26 protein-coding genes and 1 pseudogene are annotated in these 25,535 nt (G+C 44.9%); 9 read left to right on the top strand and 18 right to left on the bottom strand.

Features of this window, described 5'->3' with window-relative positions:
• The 3 genes from EA408_12195 to EA408_12185 all read right to left on the bottom strand — a co-directional run.
• On the bottom strand, positions 1–815 hold an 815-nt coding region (locus EA408_12195; protein ID TVR69910.1), incomplete at its 3' end, for an OmpA family protein.
• Between the two features lie 138 nt (positions 816–953).
• Positions 954–3,704 (bottom strand): hypothetical protein, encoded by a 2,751-nt coding sequence (locus tag EA408_12190; protein TVR69909.1) that lies wholly within the window; start codon positions 3,702–3,704, stop codon positions 954–956.
• Positions 3,705–3,718: 14 nt separating this feature from the next.
• The gene (locus EA408_12185; GenBank protein ID TVR69908.1) at positions 3,719–5,185 is read right to left on the bottom strand and encodes a hypothetical protein; all 1,467 of its coding nucleotides are present in this window, start codon (positions 5,183–5,185) and stop codon (positions 3,719–3,721) included.
• A gap of 195 nt (positions 5,186–5,380) precedes the next feature.
• Between EA408_12185 and EA408_12180 the strand changes: the two genes are divergently transcribed.
• Positions 5,381–6,247, top strand: coding sequence for a helix-turn-helix domain-containing protein (locus tag EA408_12180; protein ID TVR69907.1), 867 nt, complete (start codon positions 5,381–5,383; stop codon positions 6,245–6,247).
• Positions 6,248–6,330: 83 nt separating this feature from the next.
• On the opposite strand, the gene EA408_12175 is transcribed toward EA408_12180, so the two are convergent.
• Genes EA408_12175 through EA408_12160 form a run of 4 tightly spaced genes read right to left on the bottom strand, consistent with a single transcriptional unit; the run spans position 6,331 to position 11,044 of the window.
• On the bottom strand, positions 6,331–7,884 hold the full coding sequence (locus EA408_12175; protein ID TVR69906.1) for an alpha-L-fucosidase: 1,554 nt from the start codon (positions 7,882–7,884) through the stop codon (positions 6,331–6,333).
• A 19-nt stretch (positions 7,885–7,903) separates the two neighbouring features.
• The gene (locus EA408_12170; GenBank protein TVR69905.1) at positions 7,904–8,941 is read right to left on the bottom strand and encodes an aldo/keto reductase; all 1,038 of its coding nucleotides are present in this window, start codon (positions 8,939–8,941) and stop codon (positions 7,904–7,906) included.
• Positions 8,942–8,944: 3 nt separating this feature from the next.
• Positions 8,945–10,021: an alcohol dehydrogenase gene (locus tag EA408_12165; protein TVR69913.1), complete on the bottom strand. Its 1,077-nt coding sequence runs from the start codon at positions 10,019–10,021 to the stop codon at positions 8,945–8,947.
• 27 nt (positions 10,022–10,048) lie between these two features.
• Positions 10,049–11,044 (bottom strand): LacI family transcriptional regulator, encoded by a 996-nt coding sequence (locus EA408_12160; GenBank protein ID TVR69904.1) that lies wholly within the window; start codon positions 11,042–11,044, stop codon positions 10,049–10,051.
• A gap of 428 nt (positions 11,045–11,472) precedes the next feature.
• Between EA408_12160 and EA408_12155 the strand changes: the two genes are divergently transcribed.
• On the top strand, positions 11,473–12,447 hold the full coding sequence (locus EA408_12155) for an acyl-CoA desaturase (GenBank protein TVR69912.1): 975 nt from the start codon (positions 11,473–11,475) through the stop codon (positions 12,445–12,447).
• Positions 12,444–12,887, top strand: a complete 444-nt coding sequence (locus EA408_12150; protein TVR69903.1) for a VOC family protein — start codon at positions 12,444–12,446, stop codon at positions 12,885–12,887. The genes EA408_12155 and EA408_12150 overlap by 4 nt, the downstream gene beginning before the upstream one ends.
• A gap of 337 nt (positions 12,888–13,224) precedes the next feature.
• Here the strand turns inward: EA408_12150 and EA408_12145 are convergent, their stop codons facing one another.
• Together EA408_12145 and EA408_12140 are read right to left on the bottom strand one after the other, a co-directional pair.
• The gene (locus tag EA408_12145) at positions 13,225–13,983 is read right to left on the bottom strand and encodes a class I SAM-dependent methyltransferase (GenBank protein TVR69902.1); all 759 of its coding nucleotides are present in this window, start codon (positions 13,981–13,983) and stop codon (positions 13,225–13,227) included.
• Between the two features lie 75 nt (positions 13,984–14,058).
• Entirely contained in the window at positions 14,059–14,472 is a 414-nt protein-coding gene (locus tag EA408_12140; protein ID TVR69901.1) for a hypothetical protein, read from the bottom strand.
• Positions 14,473–15,275: 803 nt separating this feature from the next.
• On the opposite strand from EA408_12140, the gene EA408_12135 reads away from it, so the two are divergent.
• The 3 genes from EA408_12135 to EA408_12125 all read left to right on the top strand — a co-directional run bounded on the left by EA408_12135 (position 15,276) and on the right by EA408_12125 (position 17,032).
• Entirely contained in the window at positions 15,276–15,773 is a 498-nt protein-coding gene (locus tag EA408_12135) for a sigma-70 family RNA polymerase sigma factor (protein ID TVR69900.1), read from the top strand.
• Positions 15,766–16,422 carry a hypothetical protein gene (locus EA408_12130; protein ID TVR69899.1) on the top strand — a complete coding sequence of 219 codons (657 nt, stop codon included), beginning with the start codon at positions 15,766–15,768 and terminating at the stop codon, positions 16,420–16,422. The genes EA408_12135 and EA408_12130 overlap by 8 nt, the downstream gene beginning before the upstream one ends.
• A 112-nt stretch (positions 16,423–16,534) precedes the next feature.
• Positions 16,535–17,032, top strand: a complete 498-nt coding sequence (locus tag EA408_12125) for a hypothetical protein (GenBank protein TVR69898.1) — start codon at positions 16,535–16,537, stop codon at positions 17,030–17,032.
• Between the two features lie 100 nt (positions 17,033–17,132).
• Here EA408_12125 and EA408_12120 read toward each other — a convergent pair whose 3' ends face one another.
• The 3 genes from EA408_12120 to EA408_12110 all read right to left on the bottom strand — a co-directional run bounded on the left by EA408_12120 (position 17,133) and on the right by EA408_12110 (position 20,109).
• Positions 17,133–18,608, bottom strand: a complete 1,476-nt coding sequence (locus EA408_12120; protein ID TVR69897.1) for a hypothetical protein — start codon at positions 18,606–18,608, stop codon at positions 17,133–17,135.
• An 83-nt stretch (positions 18,609–18,691) separates the two neighbouring features.
• Positions 18,692–19,546 carry a nucleotidyl transferase AbiEii/AbiGii toxin family protein gene (locus EA408_12115; protein TVR69896.1) on the bottom strand — a complete coding sequence of 285 codons (855 nt, stop codon included), beginning with the start codon at positions 19,544–19,546 and terminating at the stop codon, positions 18,692–18,694.
• A complete protein-coding gene (locus EA408_12110; protein TVR69911.1) occupies positions 19,543–20,109 on the bottom strand; it encodes a hypothetical protein in 567 nt (188 codons plus the stop codon). Before EA408_12110 ends, EA408_12115 begins: the two co-directional genes overlap by 4 nt.
• Before the next feature lie 198 nt (positions 20,110–20,307).
• Here EA408_12110 and EA408_12105 point away from each other — a divergent pair, with 198 nt between their 5' ends.
• Positions 20,308–21,594, top strand: a complete 1,287-nt coding sequence (locus EA408_12105; protein ID TVR69895.1) for an MBL fold metallo-hydrolase — start codon at positions 20,308–20,310, stop codon at positions 21,592–21,594.
• Between the two features lie 224 nt (positions 21,595–21,818).
• Complete coding sequence (locus EA408_12100; protein ID TVR69894.1) at positions 21,819–22,040, top strand: DUF3006 domain-containing protein; 222 nt, start codon at positions 21,819–21,821, stop codon at positions 22,038–22,040.
• A gap of 709 nt (positions 22,041–22,749) precedes the next feature.
• On the opposite strand, the pseudogene EA408_12095 reads toward EA408_12100, so the two are convergent.
• The 4 genes and pseudogenes from EA408_12095 to EA408_12080 form a co-directional block, all read right to left on the bottom strand.
• Positions 22,750–23,073: pseudogene (locus tag EA408_12095) on the bottom strand (DUF86 domain-containing protein).
• The gene (locus EA408_12090; GenBank protein TVR69893.1) at positions 23,073–23,357 is read right to left on the bottom strand and encodes a hypothetical protein; all 285 of its coding nucleotides are present in this window, start codon (positions 23,355–23,357) and stop codon (positions 23,073–23,075) included. The pseudogene EA408_12095 and the gene EA408_12090 overlap by 1 nt, the downstream one beginning before the upstream one ends.
• Positions 23,358–23,626: 269 nt before the next feature.
• On the bottom strand, positions 23,627–23,968 hold the full coding sequence (locus EA408_12085) for a hypothetical protein (protein TVR69892.1): 342 nt from the start codon (positions 23,966–23,968) through the stop codon (positions 23,627–23,629).
• Entirely contained in the window at positions 23,965–24,189 is a 225-nt protein-coding gene (locus EA408_12080) for a DUF433 domain-containing protein (GenBank protein ID TVR69891.1), read from the bottom strand. Before EA408_12080 ends, EA408_12085 begins: the two co-directional genes overlap by 4 nt.
• A 101-nt stretch (positions 24,190–24,290) precedes the next feature.
• Between EA408_12080 and EA408_12075 the strand changes: the two genes are divergently transcribed.
• Positions 24,291–24,533: a DUF3006 domain-containing protein gene (locus tag EA408_12075; protein TVR69890.1), complete on the top strand. Its 243-nt coding sequence runs from the start codon at positions 24,291–24,293 to the stop codon at positions 24,531–24,533.
• Between the two features lie 60 nt (positions 24,534–24,593).
• Here EA408_12075 and EA408_12070 read toward each other — a convergent pair whose 3' ends face one another.
• Entirely contained in the window at positions 24,594–24,899 is a 306-nt protein-coding gene (locus EA408_12070) for a type II toxin-antitoxin system RelE/ParE family toxin (GenBank protein ID TVR69889.1), read from the bottom strand.
• Positions 24,887–25,069 carry a hypothetical protein gene (locus EA408_12065; GenBank protein ID TVR69888.1) on the bottom strand — a complete coding sequence of 61 codons (183 nt, stop codon included), beginning with the start codon at positions 25,067–25,069 and terminating at the stop codon, positions 24,887–24,889. Before EA408_12065 ends, EA408_12070 begins: the two co-directional genes overlap by 13 nt.
• Between the last annotated feature and the right edge of the window lie 466 nt (positions 25,070–25,535).

The following is a 25,535-nucleotide window of genomic DNA, read 5'->3' as shown; positions in this document are numbered from 1 at the left end:
TCGCTGTCATTAGGCGCCACCGGCATGGTCTCGCCGTAGCCCCTTGCCTGCAGTCGTCCGGTGTCGACGCCAAAAAGGATGAGGTACTGCCGTACCGATTCGGCACGCCGCTGTGAAAGTTGCAGGTTGTAATCTGCGCTGCCGTCGCTGTCGGTATGGCCCTGTATCTCCAGCCGGAGTTCCGGGTTTGTGGCAAGCAGTGTAAGCACATCCTGCAGCTGCTTGTTTGAGGCCTGTTGCAAAGTCGCCCTGTCAAAGTCGAAGAGTATCCCATAGAGAGCTATACTGCCGTCGGAATCGAGGGCAGCCATCATCTCGGCAGGGGTGAACTCAAGAGACGTGACCAGTGGTTGTTCGTCAATAATGTCGAGGGTTGTTCTTCCGGCACTTACCGATGTCTGAACCCTGCACCATGTAATTCCCCCGTCCTCCCGCGGGATGGTGAAAACCAGTCCATAATGCCTGTCCTCCCACTTCACAGTACCACCCCTTTCAAGCGCGGCACTCTTGAAATTCTCAAAGTACTCAATCTGTGACACCTCCCTGTTGGGTGACCCGTCGTCATTATAAAGAATGTAGCGCAGGCTCCGGTATTCGCCCCTTACAGTCTGAGTGGTGTAGTTCCTGGGAGGTGTTCCTGTCCTGAATTCATACTCGCCGAAACTGAGCTGTTCCGAGCGTACCTGGTCGAACACAGAACCGGGAAACGGCCTGATCAGCGGATGTTCGGTAACCTCCTGTGCCGATAAAGGAGCAGCGCTGGCAGCAATAATCAAAGCTGCAAGAAACGAAAGCATATCTTTTCTGTATTTCATTCTTTTGTCCTTAGTTACACACTAAGGCAAGATAGAAAAAGTTTCTCAGGCACGCAACAAGTCCGGTCCTTTATAATACACTACACCAACGATGCCTGTAAAAATGACCTGCCGAAACCGGAACACATTATTGACGAACTATTTTTGTACCAACACCGTAAAAACACCTGAGCCCAGATCCAGTCTGTCATCCAACAGGGTGACATCATATGAGGTACCATTCACAACTATTCCGCGTATCTGCTGCTCCTCAAGTTCCTCTTTCGCCATCCAGATATTGATCCCGGCTGGCACATTCAGCTCATACTGACCATCTCTGAGGCTGATCAGTATTTCACCATGCGGTGTTGGCACCGTGCCGGAGAATGAACTATAGGGAGAAAGAAAGCCACTGAATCTCATTTCGCTCATCGCCGGGGCGGTAGGATGAAGGCCAAAGATATACCTGGAAAGGATATTCGGAGGGAAAGCGTTTTCTGCCTGTGCTGTAGACCAGGATCTTTCTGTAAACCTGTCAGGTGCAGATGAGCTCCTCTCACCAACGTTCTCAGCAAAAAGATTCGGGTTCTCCCACAGGGTTCCCAGCTCATCTTCAAGCATATGGGAGTATTTTCGCCTGAGCAAATCTATTGCTTCTGCCACCTTACCTTCGCCGGCAAGCGCTTCGGCCACCCAGTAATTGAACAGTGTCGCCTCCTCCATTACCCCGGTACGATGGTTATCAATAAGCTTATCCAGTATGGATTGCACCTGTACTGAATTGGCAACCCCGGTAACAATAGCCAGGGAATTGGCATGTTCAGAAAAGTTCTTGTCCCTGACACCATAATTGAGATTATCTGCAAACAAGCCTGTATCATCATCCCAGAACCGGGAAAGGGAAACAGCCAGCAGGTCAGCCTCCTTGTTCCATCTGGCGGCTTTTCGGGGACTGTCCAGCCAGGTAAGCAATTCGGCATATTGCCGGAAAGCCAGAAGCTGAAGTGCATTGATGATAAAATTCTGGTCACCCTGTGCCAGCTTGGCCCAGTCAATCCAGTAGGGATACGGAGGCTTATGGATGAGGTTGTTTTCAGACTGCATCCTGTTTATGGCAAGAGCACACCTTTCAGCGCTCATCAGCAGATCCCCGGTTGTAAGGGTATCGCCTGTATGCAGGAAATAATCCCTCAGGCCCATCAGCCAGAAATGGTTGGCCTCAAAAATCCCGGGAACCTGCTGGTTACCCTCGTAAATGATCCAGGGTGCCCACATGGGAATCATGCCATTGGGAAGCTGATCCTGTGAATGTTGTATCAGATACCGTCTTTGAAGATAGGTGTCAAAAAAGGAAGAGTAATTGCCCCGTGAGGCATAGTATGAAGTCTGCACATATTGCCTGTTCTCATGGTAGTTGTCGGTATACCCGTCGGTGGTAACTGCGCGGATTGTTTTTTCTCCCGCTTTCCAGATCTTTTCAATGAAAGGATCGCCGGGCACGCTGATACTTCCGTTCTGCTGAAAGGGGTATTGCTCTCTTGTCACCCCTGCCCGGTAAACAATGACAGGGCCTTCACCCCGCACTGTCAGCGACATATACCTGAAAGGGCGTAACTCAGTACCTTCCCATTTGTCTTCCCTGCCAGACAGCATAAGCCTGTCAGCCCACGTATCCAGCATTATGCCGGGTATGAACACATCGTCTACCAGGTAGGGTACATAGTTAATATCGATTATGGTTCCGGGCCGGCCTTTGACTTCAATGTAAGGATACCCACTTACCAGTTCCTCAAAATCAAAAACCACCATGGTGTGGTAGACGGGTTGTTTCACGTATTTTTCCTGCGGATAGGAGTTTTCAATGATGAGTGGTTTGGCCCCCTTAAGAAAAGCATCCACCTGCATTACCCTGCTGTTTTTCAGCGGACGGTATACATCCTGCATGGAGTGATGCAGTGCATCATGCACTCTCCGGTCGCCCCATGTCTTGTATTTGCTGTACTGGGGCGCTTCCATGAGCTTCCATACCTTAAAAGCATCTATATCGGTTTCGACGAGGGGAGGCAGATCTCTTGGCACCAGTTGCAACCAGGGGCGCTGAACAGCGTAAGGCTCATAATCGGGGGGTTTGGGAGGCCACACCCCGGGGCCGGTTTGATATACAGCATGCTGCCAATGGCGGTCATCAAACCCCTGCAATTGCCATCCCGGGGTTGCTGCATTAAAGTTATAGCTGCTTGTATAGTTATTGGCATTTACCCTGTTTACCAATTCAGTGCGGTTATCCCATGCAAAGTCCCTTCTTACCTTCCAGCTTCGATCAGAAACAACATACTGCATAGACCCGTTTTCTTCCCATTCCAGCTGAACCAGCAACCCGGGATAGGGGTCCAGGTAATATGCCATCATCATGCCATGATAATGCACTTTCACCGCGATCAGGTTTTCACCTTCCACCAGCAGATTACTCACGTTAAGGATGTCGTAGGACTGGTGATGGGGACTGCAACGTGCGGGCCCGCGCACCACATAGTTCCCGTTTATCCATAGCTTATAATGGCTGTCAGCCGTTATGTAAAGGTGCGCCTCAGCAGGCACTTTGTTTATCGCAAAAGTTTTACGGGTAAGCATGTAGTGGTTCCGGTCGTGGTTGGAAACACCGGGTATCCAGATCCATTTGGCTCTCCATGTTTCGGGAACAAGTTCTCCTGGTGTTGTGGAATATAAATGTCCTGACCGGTCTGACAAGTCACTGCCCTTTGAAAGACAACATACCATCAGAAGTACCAGCATTGCAAGCCAGGGTTTCACAACAACGTGTTCTGCATATTCCGCCTCACCATCTAAAAGCAGCGGATGATCTGTTTTATTATTCATACAAACCACAGTTTTACTGCTGACTTTATTCATAAAATGGCAATAATTTATGCGTCAACATTTTCAATTTCAAAGTCCATTAAGTCGGCCAGGTCTTCCATCTGGTTGATGTAATCGCCATAAACAAAAGCCATGTGGTGGCCATAGTTCTGGGATTTCTTCCAGAAGCGCCGTCCGTCAGGAATGGCAACCTCAACGTTCAATGCGCAGCCGCAGCCCTCCAGGCCACTGCCCATTACCACCTCACCGGCTGAAACAAGCATTTTTGAGGCGGTGGGGTCAAAACGGGCCACAGTAACTTTTTCACCAATATGCTCGGTGAAGTCGTGCCTTAATGTGGCACCGTAACCAGATACCATAAAATTGTGAATATTGTACGGCGAGGGTTTTTCGTCAATGCCGAACATGTTCAGGGAAGCCACAGAATGATGCAGCCTGAGGATGTTATTTTCTATATCAACATCAGGGTTGCCCATGTAAATCGCTTTTCTTGAAAGATACTTCTGTACCATCATGGCCAGCAGCGCGTTTGTATCACCCTCACAGGCAGCAGGTATTCCAGCATCTTTCAGCAATGCGTGTGAAAGACAGGGCGTAAACTTCCTGTTCCAGGGGTTAAGGCTGCTGCACAACTCAAAGCATTCAATGGTAAAGGCATTGCAGCTTTGTCTTTCCATCATTGAGGTCACAGTAAGATAAAACATGACGGACCTGGCAATATTCTCCTTACTCATGGTGCTTTCGCCGGCATTATCAAGCAGTTTTTGGGCCATCTGGTCTGCGCGCCGTTTCATGCGGCGATCGTTTTCCACATCATCCATATAGCCAAAGAATTCTTTGTAGTCCATGGTCATATAGTCCATGCCATATTTGTCCCTGATCACTTCAAGGTCGGTAATGGCGCTCACCACACCCCATGGAATGCGCCCGGGGAAATTGGTAACGCTGAGTAACCTTGTATTGGCAAATGACTTTCGGGCCATCAACACCCTGGTCAGGTCATAGAGCTGCTCCCAGGTGGTAACATGAAAACCTTCAAGTCCGAGATTCCTGATACCGGCAGGACCATCAACACCCCAGCCATTGGGATTCAAAACACAGACAGGTTTTTTGTATCGTTCCGCGATGCGGTATCCCATAAAGGGTGAACTAACCACATACAGATCGGTTATTGACGTATCGGCTATGAGCTTATTGAGATGCTCCTCTGATAACATAATATCGGGATTGCCTTTTTCAACCCACGAATACATGGTAACCGGCTCAAGCAGTTCAACACCCGGGGGGAAATTCGAGTTGGCAAGTGTGGCCTTCAGCCTGCCCAGGTTTGAATTCACCCAGTTGAGCTCTGCTTCATACGTGAGGTTTTTAAGGTCACCCCAGCGACAAGAGCCTTCCCAGGCATCTTCATGTACAATTCCGTCATTAATGAATTTTATTCTGAAAGCAATATCCATTGGTGATGCAATACGGATATCCATCTCCTTGTTCAAAACTGAGGCAAAAGAAGGCATAACGGTTGGCATCACTGTAACTCCCCCGGCCGCTATGGTTGAGGCTCTTAAAAAATCTCTTCTTTTCATCGGTTAAAATATTAAAAGATTAATACTATGGCTGAAAAAAACAATAACTTCAATATACTTTCAAAAATATGAACTAAAAAATTGATTTAACTTTATTATTTTGCCAAATAACTGTACATTTCAGACATGCTTCATTTCGATAAGGGTTATTTTCAGGATAAGCAATTCCCTTTTATCATCAGGGTGGATACAATTCATGAAAATTTTCCCTTGCATACCCACGGGTTCACTGAGCTGGTTGTGATTCTTGACGGGATCGCTTCCCAGATCATCAACAACAGGGTTTATGATGTAAATCCGGGCGATGTTTACCTGTTCAGGGGCAATGTATCGCATGGTTTCGTGCATGTCAATTCCCTGCGCCTTTGCAATATCATGTTTGATCCTGACAAACTGCTGCTTCCATTGTTTGATCTGAGCACAATTGAAGGATACCATGCCTTGTTTACCCTTGATCCTTACTGGCGCAAAACACACCTTTTCCGCAACAGGATGAGGCTCGATGACAAAGGACTCGGTCACATTATTCAGCTGATTGACCAGATGAAAGGCGAATACAACGGAAAGCAACCGGGCCACAGAAACCGGCTGACACTGTTGCTGAACGATATGATCATCTTTCTGTCACGGTCGTATTATGCGGTTCACAAGGAGAAGACGGGGCTGATAAGCAGGTTGTCAAAAGCGATCACCTATATGGAGAACAATTACGCCAGACCGATCCATATCAAAGAACTGGCTTCCACGGCCAATTTATCGGAAAGGCAGTTTAACCGTATATTCAAAGCCACCCTGAACCAGAACCCCGTTGATTTTCTGCGCTCGATCAGGCTCAGGCACGCCTGTTTGCTTCTGAAAGAGACCAATTACTCCATAAAAAGAATAGCGTCGATGTGTGGTTTTACAGAACCAGACTACTTTTCGAGGGTTTTCAAAAAAGAAATGAAAACCAACGCCACAGCATACAGGAATCAAGCTAAAAGAATAGTCTGACTAATATCACCTGGCCCCGTCCAGGCATCACTCAGCATCACAGAATGGACCGGGAATTATCATAACTTCTCCCTGCCACTGCACTACTCAGGTATCCTGTCCAGGAAACTCAGCCTGATCGCATAGGCAAGCTCTTCAGCCGGTTTTTCAGGAAGCGTCAGATGCAGGGCATGGTCGTCCTGGTGGTACTCAAGGGGAATATACATACCCTCCTCAGGTCCGAGCAGCGATACCCCGGCAAGCTCTTCAACAGCGAACACTTCCCCCGAAAGGGAGTTGATGGGAAGTATCTCATTATCACCGGGCCAGCCCAGCACAATGGCATAAAGATGCTTATTATCCTTGCTCCTTGTAAAGCGGATATCTTCGGGAGTCCCGGCCGTTGGCGCATGGCCTCCGACACCGTCCATGTGCCAGTGGCCGGCGCCCATCCGGGTAGGCCCTTCGCCATACCTGACCCACGCCCTTGTGCCGTAAACGGCCTCGCCGTACTTCCCGAGCCAGTCCCCCATAGTCAGGAGAATGTCCCTCTGCCCCTGCGGTATGGACCCGTCAGCCCTGGGAGAGATGTTAAGCAGGAGGTTGCCGTTCTTGCTGATCCTGTCAAAAAAGCTGTGCAGCACCTGCTTTGGCGTGTAATACCTGATCCCTTCGGTGTAGCACCAGCTCGAGCGGCTAATGGCATCATCGGTAAGCCAGTAGTAATCCGTCAGCTCTATAGGCCCGCCCCGCTCGTAGTCCAGTACCCCGACCTCATGATTCAGTCCGTCCTTATAGGTTGTCACCACCTCCTTGCCCCATTCACCTGCGCGGTTATAGTAATAGGCAAGAAATTCCAGCAATTTATGTTCACTCACTGCAGGCAGGTTAAAATCCTGCCAGATAATATCGGGTTGATAGTTATCGATTATCTCCTTGTGTTTTGCAAGCCAGACCGCTTCATTTTCCTCTTTGGGAAGCTGCGCGTACAGCATTTGCAGATCCCGGTCATCCATACCGGGCGCCGCCTCGAAGAACTGCCATGTGCTGCCATCGTCCCTAATCATCGGACAACAATTGAATGCATGGTGCATGGAGAGGATTATCTTCATACCGCTTTCGCGGAAGGCATCGACCAGCACGCCCACCAGGTCGATCCCCGGTCCCTGGTCCTTTGCATTCCACGGATTCACTTCACTTGCCCACATTGAAAAGCCGTCGTGGTGTTCGGCTACCGGACCGGCAAACCTGGCGCCCGACCTGACGAACAGGTCAGCCCACTCCTGCGGGTCAAAATTACCTCCCTCCGATTTGAGCCTGGGTGCAAACTGAACAAAATTTCCGTGCTTGTCCTCCGCCCCGGTTATGAAGTAATGGTAGGGCCACTCCTCAGGAGTGCCGTAATTCTCAATATGATGCAGGTTTTCGTAAGTGCCTTCAATAAACATATGCCGCGGATACCATTCATTGCCAAAGGCAGGCACCGAATAGACACCCCAGTGAAAATAGATGCCAAACTTGGCATCCTTGAACCATTCCGGAACAGGATCAACCTGTTCGAGCGAGGTCCAGGTCGGTTCATACCTTACCGGCTCCTCTTTGCACGAGGCGGTTACCAGGGCGGAAATAAAAATGAGCAATAAGATCTTAGACTTCATAATATCAGGTTTTTGGTTGTTATTTAGCAATTATCCCGTCCGGATCCCAGAGATCCTCCCAGCTCTTTGCACCGGGCCACAAAAAAACCTGCCCTTTGATGAGCCGGCAGTTTTTATCAGTTTCCGCAATAGCCTGCATATCCTCATCACTTAAGGGATCTGAAACAACGGCCTTCAGGTTGGCAAGCATATTCCTTCTTTTCGTTGAAAAGGGAATTGGCACCTGCCCCCGCTGAACAGCCCATTTTATGCAAACAACAGCAGGATGCACATTCAATCTTCGCGCGATTCCAACAATCACCGGGTCTTCAATATCTGCCGTATCCTCAGGGGTCCGGTCGCGTTCGGGCCGGGCAGGTGAACCCACCGGCGAATAACCAATTGGGATGATCCCAGCCTCATTCACATATTTAAACAGTTCAGGCTGCTGGAAATGAGGATGCAGCTCCATCTCGTTGCAGGCCGGACATATCTTTGCATCACGAAGCAGCAGTTCAAGTTTCGGAATGGTCATATTCGATGTCCCGATATTTCGTACCAGTCCCATTTCCACCAGCTGCTCCATCTGCCTCCATGTCTTCATATAATTTTCATGAATGTACGGCACCGCATGCGGATCGCGCGAATCGACAAACACCCCGGGTGGATGGTGGTTGGGAAAAGGCCAGTGAACAAGATAAAGATCAAGGTAATCCAGCTGCAGGTCTTTGAGCGATCTTCTGCATGACTCGATGACCTGGCCCTCGCCGTGCATGTTGTTCCACACCTTTGAAGTAATCCACAGCTCCTCCCTTTTAAGTCCCCCCTTCATCAGCTCCGAAAGTGCCGGACCAATATTGTGTTCATTGCCATAAACAGATGCACAGTCAATATGACGGTAGCCAAGCATAATGGCCTCCTTCACGGCTTGTGCCACCTGGTCGCCCGAAACATGGTCCGAGCCGAATGTACCCAACCCTATAACCGGAATTTTATCTCCGGTGGTCAGCGATTTTGAAGGTATTTTACCCGGGTCAACACCCTCAGGATCCGGAATGAAGTCACTTTTATTTACCATAGGTTATTTTTCTGATCCCTGTATCTCCTCATCAAAAACTATTGCCACCTTGCCGCATTTACCCCCGGCCATGAGCCTATAGGCTTCATCTGCCCTGTCAATGGTGAAACGGTGCGTAACCAGATCTTCCGGGTGGATGCCCCAGCGAGCAATGCGTTCCACCAGCTCTTCCATCAGCCAGATGCTGGTTACCCACGATCCGTAAATGGTGATCTGATCGTGTATGATATCGGGACTTGGATTGAATTCAACCGTTCCGCCCTCGCCTACCATTGCCATTTTTCCCCATTTACGGGTGGCACGTATGGCAAGCTGGCGCCCGTGCGTATCTCCCGAGCAGTCGACCGACCTCTCAAAACCCTGTCCCCCCACAGTGAGAGCCAATATATCATCCAGCGTGCCGGTACCGGAAACGAAAATATGGTCGGCCAGATCTTTCTCCCGGGCCAGGTCACAACGCTCCTTTACCGTGTCGACGCCAACAAGCATCTGTGCACCCATTGCTTTGGCAATCATAAGCGTAGCCAGTCCCACTGGTCCCAGTCCGACCACAAGAACGGCATCACTCCCGCATATGCCGATCCGGTTCAGAGCCTCATAGCAGGTACCGAAGCCGCATGCAATCTGGGCGCCGTCAGTATAACTGAGGGAGTCGGGAAGCAATACCAGGTCCTTCTCCTCAGCCAGTATGTAAGAAGCCATACCCCCGTCACGCTGCCAGCCGTAGGCGGCGCGATGGGGACTGGTACAGCTGATCATGAAGCCTCTCCGGCAATCATTGCACACACCGCAACCTGAGATATGGTAAACTACAACCCGGTCACCCTCCCTGAACCGGCGCAGACCCGGACCGCACTTCACAATCTGTCCCGACGGCTCATGACCGGCGACCTTGTTATTGTAGCCCTCTGCCCCCTTGCCCAGGTGCTCATGATATATTGCACGGATATCGCTACCGCAGATCGTTGATGATTTAGTTCTGATAAGCACCTCGCCATGGCCGGGCTCAGGCACCGGAACATCTTTCAGGGCAACAGTGCTGTCACCCGGAAGATATGCTCCTTTCATAGTGGATGGAATAGCATTTGTGTGTGTCATGATTCAGGTTTATATAATTCTGGATTTCAATTCAATGTTTTTATAATCATAATTTACCGGATAGCCACCGAATTCCATCTGATCAACAAGCAGCTGGAAGGCAGCTGAAGCCATCTCCTCTTCAGGCTGTTCAACTGAAATAATTTCCGGATGCAGTAAGGAATTGAACAGCTTGTCGCCGAAACCGGCAACTACAACATCATCAGGTATCTTCAGGTTTTTCTCCCCCAGGTGGCTTATTATGCCCATTGAAAGGAAAAAGGAGGTTGAAATTACAGCATCAGGAATTATTTCAGCGGAAAAAATTTCCATTGCTGCCTTTCTGCCCGATTCCAGGTTGAACTCTTCCTCGATGATGACCTGTTTAAAATACCCGGCTCCATTTTTTTTGACCCCATTTTTGTAACCCAGGTTGCGGTCACCGAAAACATTAATGTGATCAGGCCCGGAAACATGGGCTATTTTTTTCCGGCCACTTCCGGCAAGCTCAGAAACCAGCGATTCAACTATCTCCCTGTTGTTTGCCGTTACACGTGAAGCGTCTGCATCATAAAGCACCCTGTCAAAGAAGACCAGGGGGATCCGAACCCTGTTCAGCGCCCTGAAGTGCTCTCCTGACCGGGTTTTGTCAGAAACAGAGGCAATCACCCCCGCAACATCCTGCTGGATCAGTTTCTCAATCAGGCTGCACTCCCGGTCAAAATTTTCATTGGACTGGTATATTGACAGTACATAGTTGTTCTCATTGGCAAGATCCGACAAATAATTAATGATATTCGAGAAAAACCGGTGATTAATGTTGGGTACTATCAATGCTATCATATTTCGCAGGCTCCCCCGGAGCTTAAGTGCATTCAAATTTATATGATAGCCCTCCTGTGCGGCATAACTCCTGATCATCTCACCCGTTTCATGCTTAATACGCGGATCCATCCGTAACGCACGTGAAACAGTTGAATGATGAACATTCAGTCTTCTGGCAATATCTTTAATGGTGATTCTCATAACGGACCGGCACAAATTTTTGCACACGTGTGTAAAAACAAATATAGCGGTTTTTAATTATTAAACCAGTCAATAATCTTTTATATTTTCAGCCTTTCGCTATCGCCCCTGTTTAACCAACCAAGGCGACACCCATTACCCTTTCGGGGAAAAAAACGGAAGGCAAATAGATGGTTTTGAATTAACTTTATTAATCACCTGTGGCTACTCCCATTTCCCTTTCGGGGAAAAAAACGGAAGGTAAATAAATGGTTTTGAAGTAACTTTGCAATAGATATGGAAGTATGGATTTTCAAAAACCAAACACCATGAACCCACAAGCATTGAAATTCTCAAATGAAACCAAGGTTGATTTCATGATTGAATTACGGCAGAAGGCAGATGAATATTTTGAGAAGAACAACCTCTCAAAATATGCCAATTCCGAGATGGTGATTAAAACCATAGTCATGATCACATTATACATCGCACCTTATATACTTATGGTGACAGGGGTGATCCATTCCACTCCCCTGATCCTGGTATGCTGGATCTTAATGGGATTGGGGAAGGCCGGCATAGGTATGGTACTCATGCATGATGCCAACCACGGAAGCTATTCAAAAAACACCCGGGTAAATAACCTGCTCAGTAATTCACTGTTTATTTTAGGCGGGCTTCCTGCAACATGGCAAAATCAGCATAACACCCTTCACCACAGATATACAAATATTGACGGTTACGACGGTGATATTAACCCTGCGCCCCTGCTGCGGTTTTCCCCTCACAGGCCCCTTCGGAAAATTCACAGATACCAGTATTTGTATGCATGGATCTTATACGGGCTTATGACCATTTCCTGGATCACAGCCAAAGATTTCAAACAACTGGTCTATTACAGGAAAATGGGCATCCTCGAAAGCGGCAAAAAATCCTACACCCGGTTGATGATTGAGCTGGTGATCTCAAAAATTTTGTACTATGCAATTTTGCTTGTGATCCCGCTGCTGATACTGCCCACGCCATGGTACCTGACCCTGTTGTTCTTTTTTGTCATGCATTTTATCGCTGGGCTGGTCCTCAGCACAGTATTTCAAACAGCGCATGTGATGCCTGATTCGGCTTATCCGCTGCCCGATAAGGATGGCAATATTGATCATAGCTGGACCGTGCATCAATTGCTTACAACCTCCGATTATGCGCCAAACAGCAGGGTGCTTTCATGGCTGACGGGTGGATTGAACTTCCAGGCAGTACATCATCTGTTTCCCCATGTTTGTCATGTGCATTACAGGAACCTGGCTCCCATCGTAAAAGAGACCACAGACAAACATGAGGTGCCTTATCACGTGCAACCCTCTTTCCTGAAGGCAATCCGTAATCACGCCAAAATGCTCAAACTCCTTGGGCGGGAGACTGCATGAAGATACTCGAAAACAACATGGCCCAGGTTGCTGTAATTGTCGAAGATATCGAGAAAAGCGCAGAATTCTACGCCAGCATGTTTGGCATTGATAAACCAGGGGTAATTGTTGCTGACGGGCATGAGAGCCGCCCGACCCTGTATCGCGGAAAACCCAGTGATGCAACCGCGAAGCTTGCATTCATCGAGCTTGAGAATATCCAGATCGAGCTGATTGAACCAGACGGCACGCCCAGCATATGGCAGGAGTTTGCCGATAATTACCACCAGGGGCTTCAGCATATAGCTTTCCGGGTTGATGATATAGACGAGGCAGAGAAGAAATTTGCGGCAGCCGGTATGGAAATTCTCCAGAGTGGCGGATGGGATGGCGGAGCATACTCATATATCGACGCCACGAAACAGATGGGAACCATTATCGAACTGCTATATAATTACTAACTCATTGATTTATAAGCTTCGGGTTGTTATTTAGCAGAATAATTAGTAGGGGTAGTTTTAATTGTCATTGGACTTGTCTGAACCGTGATCTTTGGCATCAAGGCGATTGACCAGTCAGAAACTTTTAGCATATTCGGCCTTGACATAGCCGTTAGTTCTGCTAATTGGATACCGGTAATTATTAGTGCCATAATTCTTATAATCGGTATAATTATGGCGATATACAAAAAAAGTTAATTAAGGAATCCCCTGCAATAATTGCAAAATGAGTCTCCGACGGAGCACCTGGTTTAATGCAGTATTTAAATTTGAGCCTTGCAATATGATAATTGCAAGCTTACCGGCTTGCCACGAAAAACTCGTAGGCATAGAATTCGGAATAACGCCGATGAATAACCGGTTCCTCTGCAAGTTGGTCCAGTATGGCCGAGGCTTCAGGGTCACCGGCATATCTGCTGCGCAACTCATCAATGCGCACCTCCATGGGTGTGTAGAAATCGTCCCACCACGCTTCATCAGGCAATGTGAAATGCCCGATAATATCAAATCCGCAGTCATGTAACAAGGCCACATCATCCTCCAGCCATCCCATGGTCGGATAATCCAGGTCGAAGCTGGCTTTCACTTCAGGAGGCGGGTTCTCCTTGCGCCAGACCGCATCAGTAAACGCAAGGTAGCCACCGTGGCGCAGCAATCCATGGCAAACGCGCAGAGCGTTCCCGAGGCCTATACTGTAAAGCGCTCCTTCCGACCAGATGAGATCAAAGCTTCCAGGTGCAAGATCCATGTTAGCAATATCTCCTACGATCGCGCTGATGCGCTGAGAAAGCCCATTCCGTGTAATTGCCGTACGCAGCCGCTCAATACTCGGTGCGTGGTTATCGACTGCCACGATGGAACCAGACATCATTTCAGCAAGCTGTATAGTCTGCCCACCTACACCGCACCCCAAATCGAGGATTGTGGGAAACTCAGGCAGATCGCGGCAATAATCCAGAGCTCTGGCGGCGCAAGAGCGGTTGCCAGGACCCTGACGGGGCAGGTTCTCGTATACCTCGAAAAACACTTCCCAGAAACGTGGGCTCAGTTCAGTCATGAGTGTTCATATTATCCAAAAGTTTATGCAAGGAAGGGAGATCGGGCTCGCCGCTATCCTGGTAATTACCTTTATTTAAAGATGTTGCAGGGTACTTTTAATTTTGCTGATATTATTTTCTCTCTCTATGGAAAATGTTCTGTCTCTCAAATTACAGATTTCAAATAGTTGTAATGCTTTTTCAAGAAGAGTGGTTGAATCGCTTTTATGTCCTATATCGGAAATAGTTTCAGCTAAAAGCTCTATGTTTTGAACGCTAAACCCCTTCAATTCACTAAGGTATTCATCTGAACCTTTTGCATCCAGATCCATTAATCTATCGAAATCCAGGTTTGCATTATGTAACAACATTCCTTTTAAGTCTACTCTCTGCTGCTGAATAGTTATTGATAGATTATCCTTCCCTCCACCAAAAAGTTTTTGGCGAATTGCGCTCATTATCATACCTATTTTTTCAATCTCTCTCAGCAAATAGTCCTTTTGATCCATATTAGTTATAGGCTATAAAGTGGGTTGAAATGATATTTAAGCCTGTTGAATATAGGCAATTAATCATAAGTGGGCGCTATAGTTCTTCTAGCAGATTTATTAAGCCGGGAAGATCCTGTATAACAGTTTTCCAAATTACATCAATATCCCCACCAATATAATCATTAATAAGTACATCATGCATTCCGGCCTTTTCCTTCCCGGGAACCTCATGATTAACTTCTCTGACAAACTATTCTCAAGCTTAATTAACTGAAGCAAAGATATTCCATCTTTGAATTTGACTAAAATATCGAGGTCACTCGTAGGGGTATTTTCATGCTGATTTTAGGTACTATTTTTATTTCCATCTGTTTATATATGTTGCTCCTCTGCGCAATATAAACCAGTACCTTCACAGCTTCGCCTGGTCAGTCCCGTTTAAGATTTGAATTGATTCAATCAGTGGAATGTTTTCTTATACATTGAACCGGGGTTTTCAAATTCAAGACAAGTTAAAGAAAATTATTTGAGAACTGGCTTCATATCACCCTGAAAAAATCCATCTGTCAACTCCTATTACCTGAAAACAGATACCATCTCAGGTGACCGGACTGAAACCACACGACATTTGCAAACCAACACTGTTCTGAAGCCGGCCTGAGTCTGAGTTTTGTCTATTACCAGCAGGGGTATGCTTAAGCCAGTCCAGATCGAATAATACTTCATGATGCCTGGCACGAAGGAGAAATGCCTAAAAATTTAATGACATACTTACTGTAACAAGCCGCAACCTCCAACGTCATATAATATAAACAGCTTGTCTGGTGGAAGAACAGGATTTTATAGAAACTCTTGAAGCAAATAAGGGGATCATCCATAATATATGCCGGCTTTATTGTGAGGACAAAGATGACAGGATGGATCTCTATCAGGAAATTGTTACACGATTATGGAAAGTAAGACATACATTCAGGGGAGAATCAAAAATCAGCACATGGATCTACCGGGTAGCGCTGAATCTGGCAATTTCAGATTTAAGAAAGAAAAAGAGGGAACCGGCAAGGATTGATGGTGACACAGAAATTACAGAAATCCCGGATGAAGACCAGGGATATATTCACGAGGACATTAAACTGCTTTACAAAGCAATTGAAAGCCTGTCGAAGGTGGAACGAGCCATGATTCTTCTAAACCTCGATAAGCAGCCATATGAAGAGATTGCAGGAATAATGGGGATCAAACCAAATCATGCCCGTGTTAAAATGCACAGGATCAAAGAAAAGCTAAAAACAATCTTTAACAATCTTGGCTATGGATGAGTTGGAAAAAATAAGAAGGATACTTGACGATCCCGGCGACATAGATAAAAATATGGATCCGGCTACAGATATTAAGGATTTGATCAGGAAACGGTCACTTAATTCAATCGAAAGGTTGCAGAGAAATATTCTCATAGAGCTTATAGTTGGTTCTCTGGCAGTCATTGTCCTTACCGTTATAACCATCTGTTACCCGTTCAGGCTGATTGGTTTGTACCTGGTGATCCCACTTATTTACGCAGCATTGTCTTTTCTTTATTTCGGATGGAAGTACAAGGGCATGAGGAAACTTAAAGTCCTTCCAAACACAAGCATAAAAACATACCTTGAGAATATGCTGGATTGGATAAATAATTTCTCAAATATTTATTTCCGCCTTAATCTTGTCTTGATGCCTTTCGCAATTCTTGTGGCAATCATAATTGCCTTGAATGTAAAAAGCGGGGAGGATATCTTTAAATCAGGAATTTTTGAGGAATTCAATCCTGCATTGATCATTGCAGCCCTTATCATTTATACGGCTGTCATCTTTTTGATAAGCTACCCTATACTTAAATGGTATACCGGAAAAATGTTTGGTAACCATATCGTAAGGCTCAGAAACAGCCTGAATGAACTCCAGTATCCTGACACAAATGCAAGAACATAATTTAAACAACTAAACGAATGTAGCGCACGGGGTTTGAAATTACAACAACCATTAAACAAAACCCCTGAATATCAACCAAAACCATTATAAACTAATCAAGGAGGATTTAACAATGAAAAAACTAATTGTTCTTCTCGCACTTGTTTCATTTGGCTTTATTACAAAAGCTGCAAATGAACTTAATGTCGCTTCCAATAAAACTGGAAAAGATATTTCCTATGTAATTGCAGGAGGAAAATCATATTTCAGTAATGAAGCGAGAGTTTTACTCAATAGGATCCGTATGCATTTGGAAGACGGGGTGGTTCTCACAATACCACTGAGAAATGTAGATGCATATATCATTGACGGGAGAATCTTTCACCGGCTACCGCTGGTAGACAAAAGAGGAAATGAACGAGGCAGTGCTTTGCTTGAACTTGTAGCAGAACGCAATGATTTGAGGCTTTACAGGCACGCCTCAGTGGACAGGAGGCTGGCTTGCTGGTTTGAAGACAACAGAGGTAAAACAGGGATGTATTTTGTTTACAAAGGAGATGAATATCATGTAAGCGTTGATGAAAGAAATTTCAGAACCGTACTGCCCTTTTTCGGCATACAAACCTTTTGAATTCCTCTTAGATTAAGGATCTTTCGAAAATATGCAGGTTGATAAATCCAGGTAATCCGGCATCTTTCAGACTGATGCCGGATTATTATATCTGCAAAATTCAAAGGCAGCATTTCTTATACTTCTTACCACTTCCGCAGGGGCAGGGATCATTGCGGCCTACCTTGGGCCAGGTTTCTGTGGGTTCATTATCACCGGTGTCTTCGAAGTCCGTATCTGTCTCGTCATAATCATCAAACTCATCATCCGGTTCGTCGTCTTCCCCGAAAGGGGTATAAAAATCTTCCAGTTCAGATAAATCCATAACAGCCTCCTGGCTTTTGCCGCCTTCCTCAATATAGTCCGAAAGCGCCCCGATACTAGCCAGTTCGGCCGATATCTCCTTCTTCAGTTCATTAAAATCGTTACGCTTGAAGTCGATGGATTTCCGGAATATCTTCTGCTCCTCTGTAAACTCGGCCTCATCTATGCTGTCGGGCAGCCCCCAGGAATGAACAAAGTCATATTCCCACAAATAGGGAGTAAACTGGCCGATTACCAGGCCCTTCAGGCGTCTGGACTGGATGATGAATTTTTCATAAACCTCCCTGCTGATCAATCCGATACTCAACAGGTAATCATAGATGTATACACAGCCCCAGAGAACAGCCGCCATTTCGGGCTTATTATCATAGGTAAAATTGCCCGACAGGTCTGCAAAATGCTTTTCAAATTTCAGCGGATGAATACTGAAATACAGTTCAATTGAGGGTTTCTTCTTCTTTATGCTGGCTTCCCAGTATGGCAGCATCTTTTCAAATATCCTTCCGCTCAATGCAAAGCCAACTCCCTTGCCTTTCATATATTTCGTGAAACACCACTGCAGCTTAAACCTGAAGATCAGGCGGTCGTTAATGAAAATATCTTCAAGAAATTCCTTGTTGCAAACATCAGAAAAAACACCCTGTTCAATGGATAAAAGCAATTTCTCATCAAGGTCAAAACCATACCGCTCCAAAACCTTAATTAACTGATCTTTCGGGAACAGATTCCTGTCTCTTTCCCAAAAACCCTCCAGCTCTGAATAGAGCTTGCAGATAGCCAGGTCATACTCCGGAGATCCCCATAATTCGTCGGATCCTGCCACATCGTCAAAATTATCAGTTATAGCCTTATCTATAAGATCTGTGTACTGGTAAAAGAGCAGTTTTTTGAAGCTGATAAAAAACATATCGTAATCCTGAAGAGGATCATTCATAAAATTTGCGAATGCAGCCCTAACCTTTTCAGTATCGCCGTGAAAACAATAATAATCGACCAGGAAGTCATCAAGATACTGAAAGTTTTCCTGGTAAAGCTCCGGGTGCTTTTCCCTGATCAGGTTGAGAAATTTCAGCACGCGGTCAAATTTTTTTGCAGATACATGATGGCCCTTTGTTTCCAGGATGACCTCTGCCACATCATATTCCTCCAAAAAATCGGCAGGTAATTCCCCTGAAAAGAACTCACAGGTGATATCGAAAATGTCAAGGATATTCTCCTTTGTGTATTTTTTCCAGAACTCCTTAGTGGTCATATTATTCTCTTTTGATGACATATTGTGAACAGGTTTTACTGAAAGGTGGTATCACATGAGACCCTTATTAAAATTGGACTTCATAAGTTTTTTCAAATGTCATATTAAGCCAATGCATTCCAAATGGGTTGCAATACCCTTCTGATCACTAACATTACATCTGGAAATGGGGCTGGGTTTTCAATTTCTATTTTTTTTGTAAAGGCAATCCATGTCTTGTTACGTTGCTTGTCCAAACTAAATTCATCGGCAAATAAGGAATGGTTTTTAACGTAGTAGGTGTTTCGGTTTTCAAAGGTTATCCTGACAGAGTTTAATAATACCGATTCACTGTAATCTCCAACTTCAATGAGTTTGTAAACATCATAGAAATCTTTCATCCTGCTATTTAAATCTGCAAGATCTATCATTGAATGGAACTTCTCGGCAATTATGGTTTCAATAGTATAGGCATTTATTAACGGGCTTGCCTGGCTATCCAATAATACAGGGAAAAATATTTTGACCGGATCGGGATATATAATATCACCAAAACCTATGTCCACCTGCAACCTTTGTTGGATGGTATCCAGATGTGCCGTGACAAATACCCTTAACCCTCCATAGGGATCGTTTTCCTTAATTTCGTTTGCAGTAATGCCAGAGCTATCAAATATAACCCCATCATTGTCAGTAACTGAACAAATATATCTCATTGCTTTAACCACATTCTGAACGTTATACCTCATCTGCTGCAACGAAAAATCAATATCAAGGGTGTATCTTGGTTTTTCGGATTTGCTATATGCATATAGCAGGGTTCCTCCCTTAAGAAAAAAATTATTACAATAGCTGCTAACCGAGAGACGATATAGCAAACGCTCATGAAGATATCGAATGATAAGATGCTGAAAGCTAATATTTCTGATCTTTGAGATATTGTAAAGTCTGGACCTGATAGATTTTGCGTTATTCTTCATAGCTGAACCTCCAGATACATCTTCATGGTGTTGAAAACCCTCATTACCCTTGCATACTTTACAAGCTTATCGATATTTCGTGTGTTCATTGCCAGATAGTTCTTTATCACCTCCGAAGTTAGCTCCATACCAACCTTATTACGGTATTTCACGGCATCGCAAACACATTTTTCAATATCATATATTTTAACCATGAAGCCTTCGATGGTTGTATTCTCGATGCCCAACTCATAGTACTCCTTTTTCAGGTAGGTAACCATAATATTTGGATGGGAAGGCAGAATAACCTTTCGAGACTTCTCTACGGCCAAATGAAAAGCATTGGGTATGGTTAGGGTTAGCTGGTGAAGGCTCCATGCTGAGTAAAGGCAAAGTACTGCCCCAGGAATAATACGCTCAACATCTATCATTTGCCTTTTCGCAACCTCCTCGTTAAGACAGTAAACCCCTCTCTTTATCTGCGTCACCTTTTTCTGTTCAATAAGCTTTTGCAAATGGTTACGCATAGTTCTGCTTTCCAGTTCATTTGACCTAAGATATCCCTTGTTTCTTTTAAATATTATTAGTAGTTCCTTCAATTTATTTTTTTCATAAATATACTGCTAATATTATAATTAGCAGTAGCTATATGAAAACAACTCAGAAAAGGAAACAGGTATTAGGTTCAATCCCGATATACAATCACGGTGACAGGGGCTAAAGGTTTGTATTGCCCCCTCAAATCATCGAACATCAATACAGATTAAATCTGTACCTTTAGGATGATGGAAAAAAGGTCATTTGCAATAGAGGGTAAGCTTCGGATTATTAAGGGTATCCCCTTCCCCGCCCGGAAGATCGTGATGCAGGCAGCGTTGTGCTTCAGATGGCTTTTTTCTGCTGCACCTTTGTCCATAAGGAAGCCGAAAAATCTTACGGCACAAAGCTTTATAAAAACAGTATTTGCAGCACCTCCTTTGACCATGCAGCAGAGGCTGCTGCCGTTACTCCTGGCGGCAATGCTTATCATCACAGCATGCAGTGGTTGCAGCAAATGGAGCAAAGACAGGGCCGGGGAAGATGACAATAGGTTTGAGGTCCACTTTATTGATGTCGGTCAGGGTGATGCCATCCTGGTGCTGACCCCCTCGAAAACCATGCTGGTCGATGCTGGTCCTCGCGACGGCAATGCCGCATCCTACATACGCTCGCTCGGTGTTGAGGAGATTGATATCGTGGTTGCCACCCACCCCCATGCCGACCATATCGGAGGCATGCCTGAGGTCTTCGTTTCCTTCCCCGTAAGGGAGATCATCGATCCCGGCGTTGTGCACACCACACTCACCTATGCCAGGTACCTGGAGCTTATCGATTCGCTTGAAATACCCTATTCTGAGGGGAGGAAGGGCATGAGGCGCGATCTTGGTGATAACGCTTTCGCGGAAATACTCCACCCCACCAATCCTGATGAGGCACTGCTGAACGATGCTTCGGTGGTTATCAGGCTGGTGCTGGGTGATGTAATCGTGCTGCTGACAGGCGATATTGAAAGAAAGAGTGAGGAGCAGCTGCTGGCGGAATATGCATCGGGAATGCCCGCCGCGGACCGGTCAGTTCTGTCAAGCCATATCCTCAAGGTGCCACACCACGGCAGTGCGACAAGCTCGCACCCGGCTTTCATCGCAGCAGTGAGTCCGCAAACGAGCATAATAATGTGCGGGCTTCACAATCCATTCGGCAACCCGCACAGGCAGACGCTGGCAATACTTGAGTCCGCTGGATCACAGGTATGGCGTACTGATTTGTACGGGCATATCGTTGTCAGGACAAATGGCACTGATTACAGCGTGGATATTACCCGTGAGGGACCGGTTGAACCGGCAATGATCAACATCAATGAAGCCACCCTGGAGGAGCTGCAGTATATCATCCATATCGGGCCGGAAAGAGCCAGGCAGATAATGAGGCTGAGGCCCTTCGAATCAATTGACGACCTGATAAGGGTTGACGGCATAGGAGCAGCAAGACTTGAGGATATCAAAAGGCAGAATATAGTGGTAGTGGAGTAAGACTAAGCCAGCCCGGGAGCAGCATTGGCCCCGGAACAGCATTGGCCCCGGAACAGCATTGGCCCCGGAACAGCATCGGCCCGGGAGCAGCATTGGCCCCGGAACAGCATCGGCCCGGGAGCAGCACTGGCCCTGGAGCAGCATTGGCCCGGAGGTATAAGAAGCAGGGCCATCACGGGGAGCTGACCTGGAGAAGCATTATTTTCAAACCAAAATAACCCAAAATGAACGCAGTAATAGACAGGATATCGGGCGGCACTGCCGTCCTGCTTATCGGCAAAGAGGAGGCGCAGGTAAGCGCGCCTTTATCTGAGCTGCCAGAGGGGGCAGGCGAAGGGACCTGGCTGGATATCAGTTTCAGCATCAACAGGAAGCTGACCGATGAACAGTACCGGAAAAACCGGGACCTCCTCGACAAGATAAAGCGCAAGAAAAGTGGTGGATAATTGAAATACCGGGGAACCGCTTAAAGACCATTAAACGGTATCTCGACACTTCTGCCCTTGGACTCAATCTCCCTGATCTCCTTCAGAAGAATTTCCTCGGATTCATTCTGAGGATTTCTTTTGCGCATTGACAGGTACAATAAAACCTGCTCCGGATCAAGATCCATGCTGTCATAATAGCTTTGTGGCCGTTCGTATACCATAACTGTAAGAATTTGATTACTATCTTAAGTTAACCAATTTTCAGCAGATTTCCAAATTTTCAGTTACCCCCAATACCTTTTGAGTGTAAAAAATTAGCTAAAACCAGACTACTACGAAACAACAGATATTCTGGCAACAGCCAGGATAAGCGAGCCGTACCATTCCCTGTGATCTACAAATGCAATGGCAGCACCGGCCAGAGCAACCGGTACGAATGCCGTTGCCGCAATGTCCAAATGGTACGGTAGATTGCGAAATGAAAGGCCAAAGACAACTACAACCTCAACAACAGCTTATGCTTTCTGCATCTTTTCGCTTGTATGGCTGACGGCATGTTTCAGCCACCGTCAGTTTCTTGCTAAGCAAGTTAACTAACTGACACGACACAGAAGAAAATATCCCTTTTTCTAATGAGTGGATGTGGTCGGCTGCAAACAATTGTTATAAAGTGGGTTGAAATTATATTTAAGCCTGTTGAATATCGGCTATTAATCATAAGTGGGCGCTATAGTTCTTCTAGCAGATATTTTAAGCCGGGAAGATCCTGTATAACAGTTTTCCAAATTACATCAATATCCACACCAATATAATCATGAATAAGTTTATCACGCATTCCGGCCATTTCCTTCCAGGGAACCTTATGATTAACTTTTCTGAATTCATCGGACACCTTTTTTTATGCCTCTCCAATTATCTCAAAGTTTCTTATCACAGCATCCTGAATTAATGTGCTGGCAGAAAACTCCGTTTTATTAAGGCCTTTAGTATACTCAAGTATGTTTTTTATTGATTTGAGTATATGGTCCACATAAATGGAATCATCCTTCATTACTCATAAATTATTCGAAGATCCTTTTGGATATACTCTTTAAGTTTCTTGTTAGATATTGCTCCTTCAGTAACCAGATCTACTTTAACATTTAACTTCTCTGACAAACTATTCTCAAGCTTAATTAACTGAAGCAAAGATATTCCATCTTTGAATTTGACTAAAATATCGAGGTCACTCGTAGGGGTATTTTCATTTCGAGCGAATGATCCAAAAATTCCAATCCTCTCAGGATTGAATTCTTTCAGTGTTGAGATAATTATATTATTAACATTTTGGACCATGATTTTCCTTTATATGCACAAAGATACAAGACAATTTGATATTATTTAATCAAGCTGATTTAAGGTACTATTTTTATTTCCAGCTTTATAACGGTATGCATAACCCGCAGGGCCTGTTAAAGTAAAGTCTGCTTCACAACATGATCATCTGAAAATGCAAAAGCGTTGGGGCTACACAGGTCGATAGGCCCGGACACACAAAGTGTAACACTACCGATAACCATCATTGATACAATTACATTAACCCCTTGTTTAGAGTACGGGCAGTCTTAATCAATTTCCAGACAACTTATTTCCTTATAATCTGAATGTTCTAAGAACTCTTTAATTATAATTTCGTTTTCCCGGATTATTTTTTCAAGCGATTTTGTGGAGGTATTTCCCATCCGCAACCAGATTATCTTTGGAGGAGTACCTCTGACCAGGCTAAGATCATAAAAATCAGAATCAAAGGTAACAATACAATAATCATTCAATTTGGCATAATCCCAAATTTGACTATCGGTTGAATTTTCAAGATTTAGATCTCTAACTTGTTTTGAATCCGGAAAAATATCCTCAATTATTCTTATGATCCGGTACGAGATGTTTTGGTCGAAAAGAAGTTTCATGACACAACCCGGATTTTTCTCTCCCTTTCTGCTGCATAAGAGAGACAGGCTGAAATATCTTCTTCTGTAATTTCAGGGAAGTCTGTGGTTATTTCCTCATGAGTCATACCTGAAGCTAACCAGCTCAAAACATCATATACAGAAATCCGGGTGTCCCGAATGCATGGTTTACCGAATCGTTTCTCTGGATTTATTTTGATGATATTTTGATAATTAGTCATAGTACAAATATAACATTATTTATCCAGTTATAGTTTTCCTCGCATGTGCTCTAATTCACTTATATAAGCTCAATAAACATAAACTTCACCAATTAATTTAGATGTATAAATTGCATTGGCAACTTAAATCATCGCATTCCACACTCACCTGTGCCAGGTACCCGGAGCTTATCGGCAAAGAGGAGGCGCAGGTAAGCGCGCCTTTATCTGAGCTGCCAGAGGGGGCAGGCGAAGGGACCTGGCTGGATATCAGTTTCAGCATCAACAGGAAGCTGACCGATGAACAGTACCGGAAAAACCGGGACCTCCTCGACAAGATAAAGCGCAAAAAAAGTGGTGGATAATTGAAATACTGGTTGACTGAATTGCCCGGACACACAAAATGTAACACTACCCCATTATTTTTATTTATCTGGTAGTATTCCTCTCTTGCTCAAATCTCTGGCTGAATGATGTATTGAAAGAATATTAACTATATTCCCATCATGATGGTAAATAATTCTGAAATTGCCGTAAATTATTTCTCTGATTTCTTTCTTATTAACTTCCGGAACAATTCGGCCGATCAGGGGATTAACTTCCAGTATTTTAATTCTCTCCAGAATTTTCTGAACTGTTATTTTAGCATATCTGGCTGAATCCCGGGAAATATACTCAGCGATACTTTCTAAATCGTCTAATGATCGTTTTGCAAACTTTATTTTAGCCATTTGCCGAGCTTTTCCCGAACTTGCTCATGAGTAAACACATTTCCTTCCTCAACGTCCCTCATGCCCTGTTCAATTTTATCAATTACAATGAATTCTTCAATAACATCTTCAATTGTAAAATGATCAGGCAGAGCATCAATTGTCTGTTTTAATTTATCTTTTGTCAACATAGCCAATGATTATAGATTGATACTTTTCTAAATTATCCTTTCAATTAATCGTTCAATTATCCGATAATAATTAACGATTATTATTCTTATGTATTTCAACATGGAAAATCTTGAAGCAAATTTTTTTGCAAAATCCTCTATTCCATGGTAAAGATAAAAAATAGAACCATTAAATACTACACTTACTAATTGTCAGGCCGGCAGGGCCCAAAGAGGCGTGTTAAAAAGTTGGTTATGCCGGATCTAAGCCGGATCTTTCATGTGTATAAATTATAGTTATCAAATTGTTTAACAATGTGTTACAAATTCGTGGTTAGGATATTTAGATTTTCAATTCCCATGGAACCCCATGCTTTATACATGTTATTTTGTCTGCCGAAGGTTGATGAGGGTTTCATGATGATACCGACTAGAGAAAAGGTTTTATTTTGTGGAAAGATAATCTTGAAGAGAAACTTGTTTGATT

The organism is Marinilabiliales bacterium (assembly GCA_007695015.1).
Lineage (GTDB): Bacteria > Bacteroidota > Bacteroidia > Bacteroidales > PUMT01 > PXAP01.
The sequence above is the reverse complement of the archived record's forward strand: the minus strand, read 5'-3'. Positions and strand labels throughout refer to the sequence as shown.

Excerpts from the sequence above, each read along its gene's own strand:
- EA408_12070 (TVR69889.1), bottom strand. The coding sequence starts at position 24,899 with ATGGCTAAAATAAAGTTTGCAAAACGATCATTAGACGATTTAGAAAGT.
- EA408_12175 (TVR69906.1), bottom strand. The coding sequence starts at position 7,884 with ATGAAGTCTAAGATCTTATTGCTCATTTTTATTTCCGCCCTGGTAACC.
- EA408_12075 (TVR69890.1), top strand. The coding sequence starts at position 24,291 with ATGTATAAATTGCATTGGCAACTTAAATCATCGCATTCCACACTCACC.
- EA408_12100 (TVR69894.1), top strand. The coding sequence starts at position 21,819 with ATGAACGCAGTAATAGACAGGATATCGGGCGGCACTGCCGTCCTGCTT.
- EA408_12140 (TVR69901.1), bottom strand. The coding sequence starts at position 14,472 with ATGGATCAAAAGGACTATTTGCTGAGAGAGATTGAAAAAATAGGTATG.
- EA408_12155 (TVR69912.1), top strand. The coding sequence starts at position 11,473 with ATGGTGATTAAAACCATAGTCATGATCACATTATACATCGCACCTTAT.
- EA408_12115 (TVR69896.1), bottom strand. The coding sequence starts at position 19,546 with ATGAAGAATAACGCAAAATCTATCAGGTCCAGACTTTACAATATCTCA.
- EA408_12130 (TVR69899.1), top strand. The coding sequence starts at position 15,766 with ATGGATGAGTTGGAAAAAATAAGAAGGATACTTGACGATCCCGGCGAC.
- EA408_12170 (TVR69905.1), bottom strand. The coding sequence starts at position 8,941 with ATGGTAAATAAAAGTGACTTCATTCCGGATCCTGAGGGTGTTGACCCG.
- EA408_12190 (TVR69909.1), bottom strand. The coding sequence starts at position 3,704 with ATGAATAAAGTCAGCAGTAAAACTGTGGTTTGTATGAATAATAAAACA.
- EA408_12120 (TVR69897.1), bottom strand. The coding sequence starts at position 18,608 with ATGTCATCAAAAGAGAATAATATGACCACTAAGGAGTTCTGGAAAAAA.
- EA408_12090 (TVR69893.1), bottom strand. The coding sequence starts at position 23,357 with ATGGTCCAAAATGTTAATAATATAATTATCTCAACACTGAAAGAATTC.
- EA408_12185 (TVR69908.1), bottom strand. The coding sequence starts at position 5,185 with ATGCCTTCTTTTGCCTCAGTTTTGAACAAGGAGATGGATATCCGTATT.
- EA408_12105 (TVR69895.1), top strand. The coding sequence starts at position 20,308 with ATGATGGAAAAAAGGTCATTTGCAATAGAGGGTAAGCTTCGGATTATT.
- EA408_12065 (TVR69888.1), bottom strand. The coding sequence starts at position 25,069 with ATGTTGACAAAAGATAAATTAAAACAGACAATTGATGCTCTGCCTGAT.
- EA408_12160 (TVR69904.1), bottom strand. The coding sequence starts at position 11,044 with ATGAGAATCACCATTAAAGATATTGCCAGAAGACTGAATGTTCATCAT.
- EA408_12150 (TVR69903.1), top strand. The coding sequence starts at position 12,444 with ATGAAGATACTCGAAAACAACATGGCCCAGGTTGCTGTAATTGTCGAA.
- EA408_12085 (TVR69892.1), bottom strand. The coding sequence starts at position 23,968 with ATGAAACTTCTTTTCGACCAAAACATCTCGTACCGGATCATAAGAATA.
- EA408_12080 (TVR69891.1), bottom strand. The coding sequence starts at position 24,189 with ATGACTAATTATCAAAATATCATCAAAATAAATCCAGAGAAACGATTC.
- EA408_12125 (TVR69898.1), top strand. The coding sequence starts at position 16,535 with ATGAAAAAACTAATTGTTCTTCTCGCACTTGTTTCATTTGGCTTTATT.
- EA408_12180 (TVR69907.1), top strand. The coding sequence starts at position 5,381 with ATGCTTCATTTCGATAAGGGTTATTTTCAGGATAAGCAATTCCCTTTT.
- EA408_12145 (TVR69902.1), bottom strand. The coding sequence starts at position 13,983 with ATGACTGAACTGAGCCCACGTTTCTGGGAAGTGTTTTTCGAGGTATAC.